The sequence below is a fragment of the Sphingobacterium kyonggiense genome, assembly GCF_039536825.1.
GTDB classification, from domain to species: domain Bacteria; phylum Bacteroidota; class Bacteroidia; order Sphingobacteriales; family Sphingobacteriaceae; genus Sphingobacterium; species Sphingobacterium kyonggiense.
Map to the genome: position 1 here is coordinate 188,645 of NZ_BAAAZI010000007.1, position 16,910 is coordinate 205,554.

Sequence of the window (16,910 nt, forward strand, 5' to 3'; positions counted from 1 at the left end):
CACTTTCGATTCAATTTCTGTTTATTCTTGTGAAACTTCTTCTTCTAGGTATATTTGCAACAAATTAGAGCACATGGCAATTTTTCAATTAGACATACCTAAAAATATCAATTATAAAACGGAAATCCTTGCCGGACTTACGGTTGCCATGACCATGATTCCCGAATCACTTTCCTTCGCTATACTTGCAGGCTTATCACCCATCACTGGCTTATACGCTGCATTTTTAATGGGCTTGATTACTTCTATCCTTGGAGGACGACCAGGAATGGTTTCTGGAGGGGCTGGTGCTACGGTCATTGTATTAATCGCCTTAGCTGCCCAACATGGGGTAGAATATCTTTTTGCAGCGGTCGCTCTTGCAGGCATATTTCAAATATTAGTAGGTGCCTTCCGACTTGGAAAATTTGTTCGACTTATCCCACAACCCGTCATGTTTGGATTCTTAAATGGATTGGCAATAGTCATCTTTATGGCTCAAATGGAACAGTTTAAAGTTCCTGTTCATGGGGTTATGCAATGGATGGCTGGAGTTCCGTTATTCATTATGCTAGGCCTAACAGCCTTAACCATTGCTTTAGTACTTATCGTCCCTAAAATCAGCAAGGCTATCCCTTCTTCTTTGATCGCTATCTTAGTTGTTTTTGCGCTCGTTCAATTTACAGGAATTGAAACAAAGAAAGTAATGGATATTGCCTCCGTTTCTGGGTCTTTCCCCAGCTTTCATATACCCCATGTGCCATTCACCTGGGAAACATTAAGTATTATATTTCCCTATGCTTTAGTTATGGCAGCAGTAGGTTTGATTGAATCACTCCTGACCTTAAGTATGGTCGATGAGCTGACTAACAGCAAAGGGAGTTCCAATAAAGAATCCATTGCCCAAGGAACCGCCAATATCATCAATGGCTTTTTCGCCGGAATGGGTGGTTGCGCCATGGTAGCACAGACGCTTGTCAACATCTCCGCAGGTGCTAGAACACGATTATCATCCTTCATCGGAGCCATAACCATATTATTCGTCATTTTAATTGCTGCACCATTCATTGAACTCATACCCATGGCTGCTTTAGTCGGGGTTATGATGATTGTTGCCATAACTACCTTCAAATGGGGATTTCTACGGATGTTCAATAAAATGCCAAAATCCGATATGTTTGTAGGGGTCTTAGTGGCAGGGATTACTGTGGTACTTCATAATCTAGCACTTGCAGTCTTTGCCGGAGTAATAGTCTCCGCACTTGTTTTCGCTTGGGACAGTGCTGTCCGCATCCGAGCAAGAAAATCAGAAGATGAATTTGGAAATAAAATCTATGAAATCTATGGCCCACTATTCTTTGGCTCCAGCAGTCATTTCTTGGACAAATTCACACCGAAAGAAGATCCAGAGCGTATTATCATCGACCTTAAGGAATCACGAGTGGTCGACATGTCTGCCATCGATGCCTTACATAAAATCAGCAATAAATATGCGCAAATAGGGAAAACCGTTGTGCTCCGACACCTAAGCGAAGACTCCATCAAACTCCTCCAAAATGCCAAAGGCCTTATTGAAGTCAATATCCAAGAAGACCCAACCTATAAGGTAATGCCTGGGAAGGTGGTGGAATAGATTGGGGACCGCTGCGCTATTAGATTTGAGATGTGAGAAGTGAGATATAAATGAGGGAAAGATTTACAGCGGTCGAAGCATGCTTCGACCGTTTATAAAGATCTATAAAAACTAATTCGCCAATAGGTCTAATTACTCTGTACTAAATACTAAATACCGCCCGCAGGGCCCAGGTCTCCCCTTACCCAAACTGACCATTAATATAATTAGCAGTCATTTCATTTACCGGATTAGTAAACAATTGCTTGGTTGGTCCTTCTTCTTTCACTTCCCCTAAATACATGAATACTGTCTTATCGGCAATACGTTGTGCTTGTTGCATATTATGCGTCACAATAACGATGGTATATTTCTCTTTCAGATGCATGATTAAATCCTCAATTTTCAAGGTACTTACCGGATCTAATGCTGAACACGGCTCATCCATTAAAATCACCTCTGGACGTAATGCTACGGCACGAGCGATACATAGACGTTGCTGCTGTCCACCTGAAAGACGTGTTGCAGGCATCTTAAGATCATTTTTAACCTCTTCCCATAAGAATGCTTCACGTAATGCCTTCTCAATGATGGTTTTATCGTGAGGTAAATTATTGATCTTTAAACCGTAAGCAATATTATCATAAATACTTTTCGGGAAAGGATTAGCTTTCTGAAAAACCATTCCAATACGTTTTCTAATCTCTGTAACAGGAACCGTTCTAGAATACAGATCCAGATCCTCTAACTGTAATTTCCCATCAATTTTCGCATCCGGAGATAAATCATGCATGCGGTTAAAAGAACGCAAAAGCGTACTTTTTCCACAACCTGAAGGACCAATTAATGCGGTGATTTCATTTTCAGCAAACTGAACATTGATGTTATTTAGGACATGTTTCGGTCCAAAACTAATATTTAAATTCTCGGCAGATAGCTTAGTTTTCATTTTTTCTGTACTTGTAACGAATGTAAAATGCGGTGAGATTCAATAGGAATACGACAATGATTAATACTAATGCAGTTCCGTAAGCAATTGGTCGAACTTCTTCGATCGATTGGTGCTGTGTAGAAAGCATATATAAGTGATATGGCAAGGCCATAAATTCCTGATTTATAAATCCACTAGTGCCATTGATGTAAAATGCCGCACCCGTAAAGAGTATCGGTGCTGTTTCACCGGCAGCTCTCGAAAGCGTTAATACAACCCCTGTCAGGATACCAGACATCGCAGAAGGAATAATCACATCTTTAATGGTCTCAAACTTTGTTGCGCCTACGGCTAATGCAGCCTCACGCGTACTGTTTGGAATACGCATCAATGCTTCCTCTGTTGTTGTAATAATATAAGGCAAAGACAATAGACCCAAAGTCAGACCTGCCGCAACTAAGGAGGTTCCAAATTGTAGGGCTTGAACGAACAAAGCCAAACCAAATAAACCATAGATAATGGAAGGTACTCCGGAAAGGTTACGAATGGATGCTCTAATCGTCCGTGTCAACCAGCTGTCCTCCGCATATTCCTGTAAATAAATTGCACAACAAACGCCAAATGGAATGGCAAAAATAGAAGTAATTAAGGTCAGCAATACTGTACCAATAATTGGCGTAATGATACCTCCTCTGGTCATTCCATCCGATGGAACCTTGGTTACAAAATCCCAAGAGATGACTGCTGAACCTTTGGAAATAATTTCCCAAAGTACAACAACTAAAAAGAAACAGACTAATAGAGTACTTAACAGTAAGGTTCCCCATTCGATAATACTCGAGAACCTAAAAGTTTTATTGCGCATGGTATTTTCTAAAGCGGTTAATAAAATATTCACCCAACATATTTGCACCCAGTGTCATTAGGAATAACACCGTTGCAATAGCATAAAGAGCAAAGTAATGAGTTGTTTGATATGGAACTTCACCCATCTCGATGGCGATTGTAGCCGTCATGGTTTTAACCGAGTCAAACATACTCGTAGGTAAGATAGAGGCGTTTCCAGTTGCCATTAATACGGTCATGGTTTCACCAATGGCACGTCCAACACCAAGCATGACCGCAGCAATAATACCGGGCGCAGCTGCAGGAATAACCACCTTAATCAAGGTTTCCCATTTGGTTGCTCCAACAGCGAAACTCGCCTCCTTATACGTCTTAGGAACAGCATGAATAGCATCCTCTGCCACCGTGATAATGGTCGGCAAGGCCATTACTGCCAATAGGATAGCTCCATTCAAGGCGTTTAATCCATTCGAAAGATCCGCCATATTTGCAATCCCAGGGCTCACAACAACAATTCCTAAGAAACCGATTACAACCGAAGGAATAGCTGCAAGCATTTCAATTGTAGGCTTCAGAATGTTTTTCAGACGCGGACTAGCATAATCAGCGATAAAAGCTGCAGTACCAATACCTAGAGGTATAGCAATTACCATTGCTCCCAGGGTTACTATCGTGGTACTTAGAATCAATGGCACCATTCCATATTTTGGAATCTTGCCCGTAGGATTCCATTCCATACCGGTTATAAAATCCAATGGCTTAACATCTAAAAAGAAAGAAATAGAGTTGTAAAGTAACATCGCTAAAATCCCGCCTAAAAGTGCCAATACCAATAATCCTGTTGCTTTAAAAATATACTTAAAAACAACATCCAAGGTTAATCTTGACTTATATTTCATTTTTTTGGTTTTCTAAGATGTAATAGCCATGGTCAGAAATCAATTTGCGACCAAGGTCACTGCGTTCGAAATTGATAAAAGGACGTACTTTCTCCCAAGATTTAGCAAGAATGAATTGATAGAGCGGGCGTTGGAAAAAGTAAATCCCTTTATTTATTGCAGTTTGATCAAGTGGAGAGACAGGGCCAATGGCATCATTCTCCTTAATCTTTAATATTTTTACACCTTGACTAGCAGAAGGGTCATGCGCTACATAACCAGCTCCAACATAGCCTAATCCAGTTTTATCAGCCTTCACACCCTCCAAGATCTGTGCATTTCCAGTCATCTCTTTGGCTGTATTTGAAAACTCAATCTTTAATTTCTTCTTTACAAATGAATGGGTACCAGAACTGCTCTGACGACCATAAATATTAATAGGTAACTCAAAATTGGCTACTTCTGACCAATTCTTAATCTCCCCAGACAGAATCTTTCCCAAGGTCTCTACATCAATCTCCTCCAAAGGCAAATCTTTATGAACAACAAAAGCCGTGGCATCTTCTGCAAATACAACCGTCTTCACATCAATATTCAACGCTTTAAATTGTTCCTTTTCCTCATCGGAAAGCGGTCTCGAGGAATTGGCAATATCTGCTTGTCCATTCATTAATGAGGTAATCCCTAAACCTGAACCACCACCAGAAATGGCAATGTTAAAGTTAGGATCCAATTTCGTGAAACGCTCCGCCAGATTGACCGCCAAGTTAACCTCCGTATCGGAGCCCTTCATCTTGATGGAATTCGTATTATTGCTGCAACTAGAAAACAGCAAAATCGTAGTCAGACATAAAAATGCCCCAAAGTGAAAACTGTATTTTCTCATCTCCACAAAAATGAAAAACCAAGATTAACGTAATGTTAAGGGATTATTAACGTATTGCCTACTTTAGCTGATTATGTTAGAAAAATGTAAAAATTTTATTAAAGTAAGATTAATTCATTCAATTTTCGGTCAGATGTACCCTACAGCACCCGTGAAAACAAGCGTGGTGATAAAAATGGATTTATCAAAATCAATTTGCTCCATCCTTTAAACAAATTAATCTCCCCGCAAATACCTCCTAGAAAACAACAATATTTTTTGGCGATCTCCATATCGATCTTAGCTGGTAAACCTTTCTACTTTTCCCTTTTTCCCTTTACAAGTTCTACTTTTTCCTTTCCACTTTATGCTCGCTTTTGTCTGTTGTCTTTATACTCATTACTCCATACTAAATACTATTCCAATGGGGTTTTCTTTGGTACTCTTTCGGATCTCCTTCGGAACTTGTTCGGAACTTGTTCGGATCTCGTTCGGTTAGAAGCGAACGAGATCCGAAGAAGATCCCTATCAGATCCTAGGAAATTCCTTAGGGTTCTCGAACTCAACCCTAACCAAAATCATCCCAATCCCCTACTAAATGCGAATCAAATAAAAGTGGAGTGCATTAGATTTCTCAACTTGGAACTTGGTTCTCTCAGGAAAGATAAATGGCAAATAAAAATTAGGATGGGGAAGCAGGAATGCTGTTGTGCTATTGTTATTCCAGCGTTTCTAGTAAAATAAAAAGCTGCTTTTATGAACAACAATAATTGTTTTTCGTAAAAGCAGCTTAAAATCTTTAGTTAATATAAACGAAAGTAATTTGGAGAATTTACATTGGTATTAGGGTTTAACGATTGACCATCCTTGCTTGTTAAGGATAATCAATTCACCATTACCACTTGGGGTATAACCAATAAAATCCCACAATTGATCATTAGTATATTTTCGTTCTTCCAAAGAATTTAGGCATTGAACGACACGTACACCTTTTGCAATTAAATCTTTCAACTGTTCTTCGTAAGGATTTTTTTTCAGCATAACTTCTGTACCCCCCGAGAAAGTAACCAGTTCAACTTCTAATTTATCCTTTAATCGAGTGTCTTTCAACAGATTATTGATATTACGAAAGGTTTTTTTTACGATATCTGGATTATCCGTATCCAATTGATAAACTGCCTTATAATGATCCTCCGATGCCGTAGCACCCGTATAGTTTTTGTTTTCTGCTAGAAGTTGCTCTTTATCTTGAGCATGCCCCTCATTAGCATATAATCCTCCCATCAATACCATAATTACGAGTAATTTTTTCATGCTTTTATTTATTGTTCTCCTTAGTCAGGTCGATAAGTCCTTGTTTTAGTTTTTCAGAACCGAAATCCATCATACCAACTTGTTTCCCTACGATATCGCCATTTTTAGCTAAAATTACGGTCACAGGGATGGAGTTACTCGCCAATTCTTCAGGAAGTTGGGAGTCTAGGGTAAACAAAGGTAAAGTGTATTTGTTTTTCGCCATGAATTGAGCCGCTTTCTCAATATCTTGATCCACTTCAATTGCCATAAACACGATATCCTTTTCATTGGCTAATTCATTTGAGAGCTTTTGCAAGGATGGTAATTCTTTAATACATGGCGGACACCATGTCGCCCAAAAGTTCATAACGACAACCTTTCCTTTTAGATTTGCCAAGGAAACCGTTTTTCCATTGATATCTTTAAAACTAGCATTCAAACCTTTATCAACAGCTTCCTGTGGGTTTGCCTGCGTAGTTTCTTGTTGCTCTTTCGGTTTTTCACCTTCGTTTTTAGGTTGGTTATTACCACATGACCAGGTCAGGATAGCTGCAGCGATTAGACCTAAGGTTAAACTCATCTTTTTCATATGCTAAATTTCTATAGATTATTTTACAATTTGAACTATTTGACCATTATTTATTTCTTCAGATGCCTTTTTCACAATCTGATCTTGGGGTTGAAGCGATCCAAAAACCTCAGTTAACTCTGCGGTTTGTTGTCCTAATTTCACAGGAACACGTTCAATTTCCTTGCCATCGATTACCCTTAAGACAAAAATACCCGATTGGCTCTGTATTACGGATGAGGTTGGGACAAACAAAGTGGGATGATCACGTTTTAATTTTAACTGTACATCGGTATAATCACCACCATTTAATTCTTCTTTTGCATTAGGAACATCAAATTCCAAGGCTAGTGCACGCGTTACGGGATCAATTACTTTGGCATTACGTTTTAATTTAGCTTCATAATTTGTACCGGGCTTGCTTAAGACTGTAAATGCAGCTATGGTATTATCCGAAACAGACTGTGCATGTACTTCCGGGACAGTCACTTTTAATTTAAGGCGCTTATTCTCGACTAATCTAAAGAATGGTAATCCTGTATCTCCGATTAAAGCACCAACAGCAAAATTTCTAGCCGTGATGATACCTGAAAATGGTGCACGAATTAAAAGATACTCCTTCAATTGGTTGGTCTTTTTATGTGAGTATCGGCTTTCTTGTAATGCTGCACTGTCACGCAACATGGCTCCATAAGCTTGTTCCAATTCCAACTCAGACACTGCACCTACATTTTTATCCTGTACCTGTTGTAATCGATTATATCGTCTTTTACTCACCACATAATTGGCATCCAGTTGCTGTGATTTGGCTTGATCTGCCGTTGATTGAATATCCATCTCTGGCGCTTCTAACACCGCCAATACCTGACCCGTTCTTACTTCATCGCCAACATCGACATGGATCCTTTTTACAAAACCCTTAACCTTGGCATAGACATCCAGACTTTCATAAGGATGAAGTTCACCTGGAAGTTTCAAGTCATAAGTAGGTTGTTGTTCTAGAGGTTGAACCACCTGAACCTGAATTGAAGAAGTACCTTTTTCCCCACTTTCCTTTTTATCGCTTTCCTTGCTGTTCGCTTGACATCCTGCCAAGAAGACTACAGCCGCAAATAATGTTAATATTTTCATTGTTGATTTTATTGTTGATAGAATTTACTTGCCACATCATCAGGATCCAATGAAGGTTCCGTTTGAGCAGCTTTTTTCATAATAAGTCCGAAAATTAATGGTACGATTAGTAGAATAGTAGCCGTAGAGCTTATTAACCCTCCCATAACGGCTTGGCCTAAAGGAGCCACTTGTTCTCCTCCTTCACCCATACCTAAAGCAATTGGAAGCATACCAGCCAACATGGCCATGGCTGTCATTAAAATAGGTCTGAACCTGGATTTGGCAGCAACCAATGCTGAACGAGAAGCTGTTAAACCTATCTTCTTTCGATACCATTCAGCCTGATTAATCAAGAGAACTGCATTGGAAATCGATACCCCTATGGACATAATCATACCCATGTAGGATTGCAAATTCAATGTACTACCACCAATCCACAGCATGATTCCACTACCTGCAATCACTGCTGGAACCACCGATAAAATCACAATGGAAATACGGAGCGACTGGTAATATGCAGACATCATAAAGAAGATAACAACGATAGCAATGGACAATCCAGAAAGAAGACCAATCAATGTTTCCTCCAAAAGAACCAAGGATCCTTCCTTCCAAACACGGATACCTTTAGGAGCCTCGCCTACTTTCTCTAACACTTGATCCAACATCTTATTGGCAGCACCTAAATCTTTCTCGTGTACATCTGCGATAATACTAACATATCGATTTGGTCCACGGCGATTAACCTGAGCTGGTGCATCTTTATAACTGATGCTTGCGATATCTTCCAATAAGGGAAAACTACTTCCCTTTTTCACAGGAATAGCCTTTATATCCTCAATAGATTGTGTCAGATTTTCTGGAACTTGTACCTGAACCTGAAAGACAAGACCTGATTTAGGATCTACCCACAGGTTTTTGTCCGTAAAACGAGTTGAAGAAGTGGTTGCGGATATATTCTTGGAGACCTCTTGTACCGTCAAGCCAAATTCAGCTAAACGGCGACGATCAATTTGAATATCTATAGTAGGATATTTCAATGGTTCTGCGATCTGAAGATCTCGAACAAATGGATAGCTCGCCATCTCCGCCTTTATTTTCTCGGCATGTTTTACTGCATCCTTCAATTGTGGGGCACTCACTTTTACCTCTACTGGTGTCATTGAACCTTGGCTGATGATTTTCTCCATCAACTCGATGGGTTCGAAATTATAAAGCAATTCCGGATATTTTTTGGTGATATGGTCTCGGACAAACTCTTTGAACCCATCGGTATTCATTCCTAACTTCTTCTTATCTAATGATAATTGAAGGACTGCCTCTCCAGTACTGGAGGTAAACAAGAAAATAGGATTAATCGGATTCGCAGAAGGATGCATTCCAACAAATGCCGAACTGATTTTCACACTTTCATTTGGTAATTCTGCCTGTAAGGATTTTGTTAATGCCTTAACCGTCTCTTCTGTCCTCTCCAGGCGGGTTCCATCCGGCATTCGCAAGCGAAGCTGAAAGTCCCCTCCTTCTGATTTCGGCATGATTTCAGTTCCTATAAAACCAATAGTCAGGAAAACCAGAATGCTGGCCACGATCAAATAACTAAAAGTGAATGTTTTTGATTTGGAAAAACGATTACGCAAATTGAAGACATACTTTGTTGAAATACGATCTTTAAATGATTTCTTCGGCTTTCCTTTAGGTCTATGTTTATGCTTCATTATCCAATTCGCCATAATGGGCACAAAGGTTTGAGAAGCAATAAAAGAGGCTATCATGGCAAAAGCTACTGCCATGGAAAGCGGCATAAACATATCACGTGGTATCCCTTCCATCATAAAAGCCGGCGTCAATACCGCTAGAATACTCAATAGAATAAGCAATTTGGCCGCAGATATTTCCAGTAAAGCATCTAGGATAGCTCTGGCTTTTGCTTTTCCCAGCTCCATATGCTGGTGAATATTCTCAATGGTAACCGTCGCTTCATCAACCAGAATACCAATAGACAAAGCTAACCCGGAAAGCGTCATAATATTGATAGTTTGCCCAAAAAAGTGCAAGGTTATGACACTGGATAAAATAGCAATAGGGATGGTGAGTATTACAATGAGAGCCCCCCGAGGATCTCGTAAAAACAGGAACACCATTAATCCGGTCAGTAAAGCCCCCAAGACTCCTTCAAAGATCAAATTACTTAAGGAGCGTTGGATATAAACCGATTGGTCAAAGGCGTAATTTATTTTCACTCCTTCTGGCAGTAAGTTTTCTAACATTGGCAAAGCCTTTTTCAGGTTATCCACGGCATCCAGAGTTGAAGCATCGGGCTTCTTAATAATCGGAAGATAAACTGAGCGTTTGCCATTAATGATAGAATAACCTACTGTTTGGTCAGCTGCGTCCATCACGGATGCGACATCCCCCACTAATACCGTACGTCCATCTACTGACTTGACGGGTGTCTGTAAGAACTCTTCTACGCCTGAGGAAATGGAATTGACAGGAGCCATCATATTCTTATCACCTATCCGCACGTTTCCTGCTGGCGAAGGGATGGAGTTCTTGGTAATTGCCAAAGTAATTTCTTCCGGACTTAAGCCGTTCGCTTTCATTCGTTGGGGATCGATATTGACCACCAAACTCCGCATATTACCACCAAAAGGCGCCGGAGCAGTAATACCTGGGATGTTCACAAACATGGGCCTAACCTTCGTAATTGCCATCGTCTGTAACTCCGTAACGCTATGTACATCCGAATCAAAGACTAATTGACCTACAGGTAAGGAACTGGCATCAAAACGTACCACCATAGGCGGCACTGCTCCTGCAGGCAAGAAGCCCATGGCTCGAGATACCTGCATGGAAATCTCAGCCGATGCTTGAGACATATCTGTCCCGGGGTAAAAGCTTAACTTCATGAGGGTTAAACCTTGTACACTCTTAAAATCCAATTCTTTAACCCCGTTAACAAAGAGTAGAACTTTTTGAAACTCATTGGCCATAAAACCATCCATATAAGCAGGTGAGAGTCCACCATATGGCATGGCAATGTACATGGCCGGAGATTCGATCTCCGGGAAAATATCAACTTTGACCTTTTTAATGACAGGCCAAGAAAAATAGGCTATTGCTAAAACAAACATCATGATAGCAATAGGCTTGCGTAGTGCAAATCTGATTAAATTCATAGTCTATTGCTTAAAAATGATGAAATAAGGTATTAAAATCTGCCTGATGATAGCTTAACACTACATACAGCTTCCAATAATCCATGTAGGCATTTAAATTTTGTTTTTCAGTCTGAAGCAGTACATCCTGCACTTGCAACAGTTCAGAAAGATTGATCAAACCGCCTTCATATCGCGCTTTATAAAGCTGGTATGCTTCTTCTGCTTCTATACGGCTTTTATTAGATGCATCGATACCGCGTACTGCAGCATGTAATTGTGCTTGAACATTCTGCAATTGACTGGAAAGTTCATTATTGATCATCTCTTTCTCTAGATTAACATTTCTTTGCTGCAATTGGCTACTGCGTTGTTTCGAATTGGATTGCCACAAATCCTGCAGGCTCCAAGTCATTCCTAATCCTACATAATAGTTGTTGGCAAAATTGTCATATAATTGACCATAATCTGTTAAGGCTACACCCGAAGAATTAACTGAACTACTTCGACTAGCTAAACCACCTAAAAGCATGATTCTCGGTAATTTACCCTTTGCTAACTTCTTTTCTTGCAGGGCCAACATATTGGCTTCTTCATCCTTGATGAGCAATTTCGGGTGCAAATTCACACCTAAATCTTGATGATCGATCAAGCTTAAGAAAGGACTATTAGTTTTATAAGGGGACTCTTGAAAAGTTTCTCCTGTAAATTCGTGAAGGAGAAATTTCGCTCCTTCAGCCTGACCTTCCAAAAGAGTCAAATTACTATGAACCTGATTTAATGCAGATTGAGCTAATAAGGAGTCAGCTCCAGGTTTTACACCTGCCTTTGCCAAGCCTATTGTCAACTGCAAAATGGATTGGTATCTAGCATTGTGTTTATTAAACCAATCTTCAAGAACCTGTAAATATTGATAGTTCAAATATCGTTCAGCAAGTTTCTGCTGAATTTGTATTTCGAATAAGCGTTGATCGGTTTGGCTTTGTTGGATTTGCGATCTCCCGATTTCTTTATCCAATTGCTTCTTCCCGAAATTAACGATATCCCAATTCATCGTACTTGACAGAAAATGGTTGAAAATAGGATCGCTATTACTAGCATTACCATTACTGTTTACTATACCTGGAAGAGGTAAGAATGTACCTGAGGTTCCTGATAGGGAGCTTAAGCCTTGTTGAGCTTGTACTTGAACCTGCGGTCGGTATTTTATTAATCGGTCCAAACTATCTTGTTTGGCCATAAGAATCTGTTGCTTTTTAAGGTCAAATCCTTTGTAGTGAGAGGCTGTCTTTTCCCATAAATCTTGTAAAGATTGCCCAAAAGCAACTTGATTTATAAAGATCAATAATAGCCCTATGAAATGTTTCTTTGATAAAAACATAAAGGTCTTTTAACTTGTAGATTAAATAAATAGACTAATTTTTTATCCCGGCTTTTGAGGATGAAGGCAGTAAATAACACTTGGGTTTATTAGATTCCATGGCAATAGGAATCCTCCATACACAGGTATACGAACTGCAGGGTCACTTGAGCGAAAATGTTCAAGTAAAGCCAAATAAATAAATTAGGGGAAGTCTACAGGTTAAGTCTTCTTATCTGAATTAGGGAAGGATTGCTTTTGAGCTTGGCCGTATTCCAATTTACAAAAATGCTTTCCTTTTGAGGAATGAAAAGCGCTAATAGGAACACGAAACCAAAGGACAGCAAGAGCGGTTGGAATTGGAATTCCGCGCTGACGGCCTGAGTACCGTTGTTAAGTTCAATAGCTGAGCTACAAAAATCCACCATCTGATCAACAGATGCATCTATACGATGAATCTTATTGTTCTTTAATTCGATGTGGGAATCAGGATTGAGACTCTGCTTAATAGAAGCTTTCAACGGACAGGAAGTCAACACAAACAATAGTACAATGCCTAGCACCTTGGCTAGCATACTAAATTGTTGGATGGACTTAAAATTGGTTTCCAGCATGCTACAAAACTAAGGCTAATTAGCTAATAATAAAAATTGTAAGGGTATTTTATTGGATTGTATTCACTTTTTGACGATTAGATTATGTATTGGATAAAAAAAAATCGGTAAAGTTTTTTTTCTTACCGATTTGTAAAAGATCTTTTAGACCAATACTCGTATTTCATTTCGCAAGAGGACTATCTTGTCTTCATTCTCGAGTTTCTTGAGTATCCTGGAAACCACCACACGTGAGGTATTTAAATCCATGGCGATATCTTGGTGGGTGACGGTCAATATTCGGTCGTTTGTCAGACGCACCTTTTCTTTTAGAAAATTCATGATCCGTTCTTCCATATTAGAAAATGCCAAATTATCAATCGCACCTAACATTTCATTCATTCTTGAGGAATAGCTATTCAATATAAAATTTCGCCAAGAATTATATTTAACGAGCCATTCATTTAGGAAGTTATTGGGAATCATAGCTACCGTTGTTGGCATTTCAGCTTGCGCACGGATTTCGCTTTTCTTATTTCCCATGCAACATGCAATAGACATGGTACAGGTCTCGCCTTGCGCGAGGTAGTATAATAGCACCTCTCCTCTATCTTCATCCTCTCGAACGATCTTTATAGCTCCGGTGAGTAACAAGGGCATAGAACGGATATATTGCCCGATATCGACAATTATATCACCTACTTCGAAAGACTTTATAGTAGCAACCGCCTCAATCTCTTCGATTAAGGCGGGCTCTAATATCCCGGTATATGCTGTTTCTATCAAACTCATATACTAATTTACTATTTTACAGTTGCTTTTCCGTTTTTCTTCCAATCCAAAAAGCTACCTGAATAATTGTAAAGATTATCAAAACCATTCTTCTCCAGGAAGGAGTATGCGATGGTTGCACGGTCACCAGATTGGCATTGGATAATAATGTTTTTATCTTTGATATCCGTAGGTAGATTTTTAATGAGTTTTCCAATGAAACGATGTTCCGCACCCGGAATACGCTCAGCCTTAAACTCGGAGTTTCCACGAACATCCAATAATACCGTATCCTCCTTATCTTTCCATTCTTCAACGGTATCTGCATCAACGATCTTTGTTTTCACCAAATTAGCACCATCTAAGTTTGTCACAAAGGCTTGAATATTATCCAAACCAATTCGCATAAGTTTACGGGTAATTTCTTCTTGCGCACCTTCATCGGCGATAACAAGTAACTGATCATCATAATTCAACACCCAACCCGCCCAATTTGCCAAGGCCTTATTGTTTTGAATATTGATGGAACCTTCCACATGTCCTTGGGCAAACTCATCTTTATGACGGGTATCCACTAAAATTACATCGTTTAATTTTTCTGCTTCCGTCCAAGAAATAGTTGGATGTTTCGGTACTTCAACTAAAAGAGGACGATCGACCTTATTTAACTTCTTCATCATCGCGAAGTAATAAGGAGCTTCCGGTTGATCACTTAATAAGTAATTTTTGAAACCTTCATAATCATCGCCAAATTGGAATGCCCAATTTCTAATTTTCTCATATCCTACAGTACTGCTAGGTACAGAGCCCAAAGCTTTACCACAAGCGGAGCCCGCACCATGGCCAGGCCATACTTGAATAAAATCAGGTAATGCTGTAAATTTCTTTAAGGATTGGAACATCTGCTGCGCACCTAATTCTTTCGTGCCCACCATTCCAGCTGCTTCCTCCAGCAAATCAGGACGACCAATATCACCTACAAAAACAAAGTCGCCAGTAAATATCATCACCGGCTCATCAGATGCAGGATGATCACGTAGTAAGAAGCTGATGCTTTCAGGAGTATGTCCTGGTGTATGCATTACCTCTAATGACAAATTACCTATGTTGATTTTATCGCCTTCCTTAAGACCGATATGAGGGAACTCATATTGCCAATTATCACCACCTTCATCGGATAGGTATAATTGTGCGCCGGTAGCTGCCGCAAGTTCTCGCGAACCAGCTAAAAAGTCAGCATGAATGTGGGTCTCTGTAATATGCGTGATAGTCATGTTATTCTGTTTGGCGATTTCCAAATAAACATCGATATCGCGTTGAGCATCAATAACTATCGCTTCATTTTTAGCTTGACAACCTATAAAGTAACTCGCTTGTGCAAGGGTTTTGTCGTATACTTGTTGAAAAAACATTTCTCTCCTTATTTTAGATTTAATAATACAAATTTAATTTTAATTGAGACGAGTTATTGGTGGTTTTTCCAATTTATATAACCACCTTCTAAGTCATAAATTTCTGTTGCTCCCAAAGAATTTAAGATTCCTGCAGCCATATTGCTTCGCATTCCTGATCTACAAAAAACATAAATAGGTTTATCCAAATTTATTAAATCCTTCACTCTTTCAATAAATGCAGGTGAGTTTACATCCAGGCAGATTGCGCCATTAATAGTGCCGCCTTGAAACTCTCCAGCAGATCGTACATCAATTAATTGCACAGGCTCATAATTAACTTTTGCCTGAAATTCTTTGTATGCTAATACTTGTATCATATTCGTTTTTTTAAAGTACAAATTTACCCAGAACAATATCTGATATCGGTTACTTTTGTTACGTTCGCAAGATTAATGGGGCAGCTTATCCTTTATTAAACCATACAAATATGTACCTAGAATGGCAAATCCTGCCACAATTAGCATGGGATACATACCTGCACCAATAAGCACGAATATAGGTCCGGGACAAGCGCCTGCTAAAGCCCATCCTAAGCCAAATAGGATTCCTCCAATGAGATAACGAGGAACTGATTTTGCTTTCTCGGCCATACTAATGGGTTGACCTTTGGCATCCTTGGCATTGCTGCGTTTGATAAAATAAAATGCTGTAACACCGATGGCTAGTGCAGTTGCCATAAATCCAAACATATGAAAAGATTGGAAATTGAACATTTCATAAATTCTGAACCAAGATGCTGCTTCAGCTTTGTACATAACGATACCAAAAAGTACCCCTAATAGGATATAAATAGATTGTCTCATTGTCTAGAATATTAAAGGGAAAAGAACGTGGACCATGGTAAGACCACCGATAAAAAAGCCAATAACCGCAACCAGGGATGGCCATTGCAAATTACTAAGTCCTGAAATGGCATGTCCCGAGGTACAGCCACCAGCATACCGAGTACCAAAACCAATTAATAGGCCCGCTACTGCTAATATTAGCACATTTTTAATAGAAAGCTTTCCGAATAACTCGGTTGGTGCAAATGCAGCTCCTGCAGATTCAAAACCCATCGATTTTAACTGCGCTACAGTCTCTTCAGAAATTGCCGGAACTTGATTGGTTGACAAGAAATTTGCCGCTAACAAACCGCCAATAACAGCTCCTACAAGAAAAAGTAAGTTCCACCTTTGACTTTTCCAGTTAAAATCAAAAAAGCTACAAGACTTTCCAGCACCCATCATGGAACAGATATTTCTAAAGTTTGACGAAAACCCGAAACTCTTTCCTAAAAAAACCAGTGCAATCATGATCAAGGCGACCAATGCCCCTCCCACATACCAAGGCCACGGCCCCAAGATAATTTCCATAGTGTGATAAATTTTATGCAAAGTTAAGGATTAGGACAGGGCACTTAGGTAACCTATGTTACCAAAATATGATTCAAATCATAATTTTTACCTACTGTAACCTATGTAACCAAAACTAAAAAGCATTTCTT

General features: G+C 39.5%; 16 protein-coding genes. 1 reads left to right on the plus strand and 15 read right to left on the minus strand.

From position 1 onward, the window contains the following. Positions 1–73: 73 nt before the first annotated feature. Complete coding sequence (locus ABD676_RS09600) at positions 74–1,612, plus strand: SulP family inorganic anion transporter (RefSeq protein WP_344674453.1); 1,539 nt, start codon at positions 74–76, stop codon at positions 1,610–1,612. Positions 1,613–1,793: 181 nt separating this feature from the next. Here ABD676_RS09600 and pstB read toward each other — a convergent pair whose 3' ends face one another. From pstB to ABD676_RS09675, 15 genes are all read right to left on the minus strand, one after another. Continuing rightward, complete coding sequence (gene pstB / locus ABD676_RS09605) at positions 1,794–2,540, minus strand: phosphate ABC transporter ATP-binding protein PstB (RefSeq protein ID WP_344674454.1); 747 nt, start codon at positions 2,538–2,540, stop codon at positions 1,794–1,796. Then, on the minus strand, positions 2,530–3,387 hold the full coding sequence (pstA, locus tag ABD676_RS09610; RefSeq protein ID WP_344674455.1) for a phosphate ABC transporter permease PstA: 858 nt from the start codon (positions 3,385–3,387) through the stop codon (positions 2,530–2,532). The genes pstB and pstA overlap by 11 nt, the downstream gene beginning before the upstream one ends. Beyond that, a complete protein-coding gene (gene pstC, locus ABD676_RS09615; protein WP_344674456.1) occupies positions 3,377–4,267 on the minus strand; it encodes a phosphate ABC transporter permease subunit PstC in 891 nt (296 codons plus the stop codon). The genes pstA and pstC overlap by 11 nt, the downstream gene beginning before the upstream one ends. Next, a complete protein-coding gene (locus tag ABD676_RS09620) occupies positions 4,257–5,132 on the minus strand; it encodes a PstS family phosphate ABC transporter substrate-binding protein (RefSeq protein ID WP_344674457.1) in 876 nt (291 codons plus the stop codon). Before ABD676_RS09620 ends, pstC begins: the two co-directional genes overlap by 11 nt. A gap of 822 nt (positions 5,133–5,954) precedes the next feature. Next, positions 5,955–6,425 (minus strand): DsrE family protein, encoded by a 471-nt coding sequence (locus ABD676_RS09625; RefSeq protein ID WP_344674458.1) that lies wholly within the window; start codon positions 6,423–6,425, stop codon positions 5,955–5,957. A gap of 4 nt (positions 6,426–6,429) precedes the next feature. Beyond that, positions 6,430–6,996 carry a TlpA family protein disulfide reductase gene (locus tag ABD676_RS09630; RefSeq protein ID WP_344674459.1) on the minus strand — a complete coding sequence of 189 codons (567 nt, stop codon included), beginning with the start codon at positions 6,994–6,996 and terminating at the stop codon, positions 6,430–6,432. An 18-nt stretch (positions 6,997–7,014) separates the two neighbouring features. Next, the gene (locus ABD676_RS09635) at positions 7,015–8,106 is read right to left on the minus strand and encodes an efflux RND transporter periplasmic adaptor subunit (protein ID WP_344674460.1); all 1,092 of its coding nucleotides are present in this window, start codon (positions 8,104–8,106) and stop codon (positions 7,015–7,017) included. An 8-nt stretch (positions 8,107–8,114) separates the two neighbouring features. After that, complete coding sequence (locus tag ABD676_RS09640; protein ID WP_344674461.1) at positions 8,115–11,267, minus strand: efflux RND transporter permease subunit; 3,153 nt, start codon at positions 11,265–11,267, stop codon at positions 8,115–8,117. A gap of 10 nt (positions 11,268–11,277) precedes the next feature. After that, on the minus strand, positions 11,278–12,627 hold the full coding sequence (locus tag ABD676_RS09645) for a TolC family protein (RefSeq protein WP_344674462.1): 1,350 nt from the start codon (positions 12,625–12,627) through the stop codon (positions 11,278–11,280). 194 nt (positions 12,628–12,821) lie between these two features. Beyond that, on the minus strand, positions 12,822–13,220 hold the full coding sequence (locus tag ABD676_RS09650; RefSeq protein WP_344674463.1) for a hypothetical protein: 399 nt from the start codon (positions 13,218–13,220) through the stop codon (positions 12,822–12,824). 144 nt (positions 13,221–13,364) lie between these two features. Then, positions 13,365–13,991: a Crp/Fnr family transcriptional regulator gene (locus ABD676_RS09655; protein ID WP_344674464.1), complete on the minus strand. Its 627-nt coding sequence runs from the start codon at positions 13,989–13,991 to the stop codon at positions 13,365–13,367. Between the two features lie 11 nt (positions 13,992–14,002). Beyond that, positions 14,003–15,382 carry an MBL fold metallo-hydrolase gene (locus ABD676_RS09660; protein ID WP_344674465.1) on the minus strand — a complete coding sequence of 460 codons (1,380 nt, stop codon included), beginning with the start codon at positions 15,380–15,382 and terminating at the stop codon, positions 14,003–14,005. 53 nt (positions 15,383–15,435) lie between these two features. After that, on the minus strand, positions 15,436–15,741 hold the full coding sequence (locus tag ABD676_RS09665; RefSeq protein ID WP_344674466.1) for a rhodanese-like domain-containing protein: 306 nt from the start codon (positions 15,739–15,741) through the stop codon (positions 15,436–15,438). 72 nt (positions 15,742–15,813) lie between these two features. Beyond that, positions 15,814–16,227, minus strand: coding sequence for a DUF6691 family protein (locus tag ABD676_RS09670; RefSeq protein WP_344674467.1), 414 nt, complete (start codon positions 16,225–16,227; stop codon positions 15,814–15,816). Between the two features lie 3 nt (positions 16,228–16,230). Beyond that, entirely contained in the window at positions 16,231–16,779 is a 549-nt protein-coding gene (locus tag ABD676_RS09675) for a YeeE/YedE family protein (protein ID WP_344674468.1), read from the minus strand. Positions 16,780–16,910 lie beyond the last annotated feature (131 nt).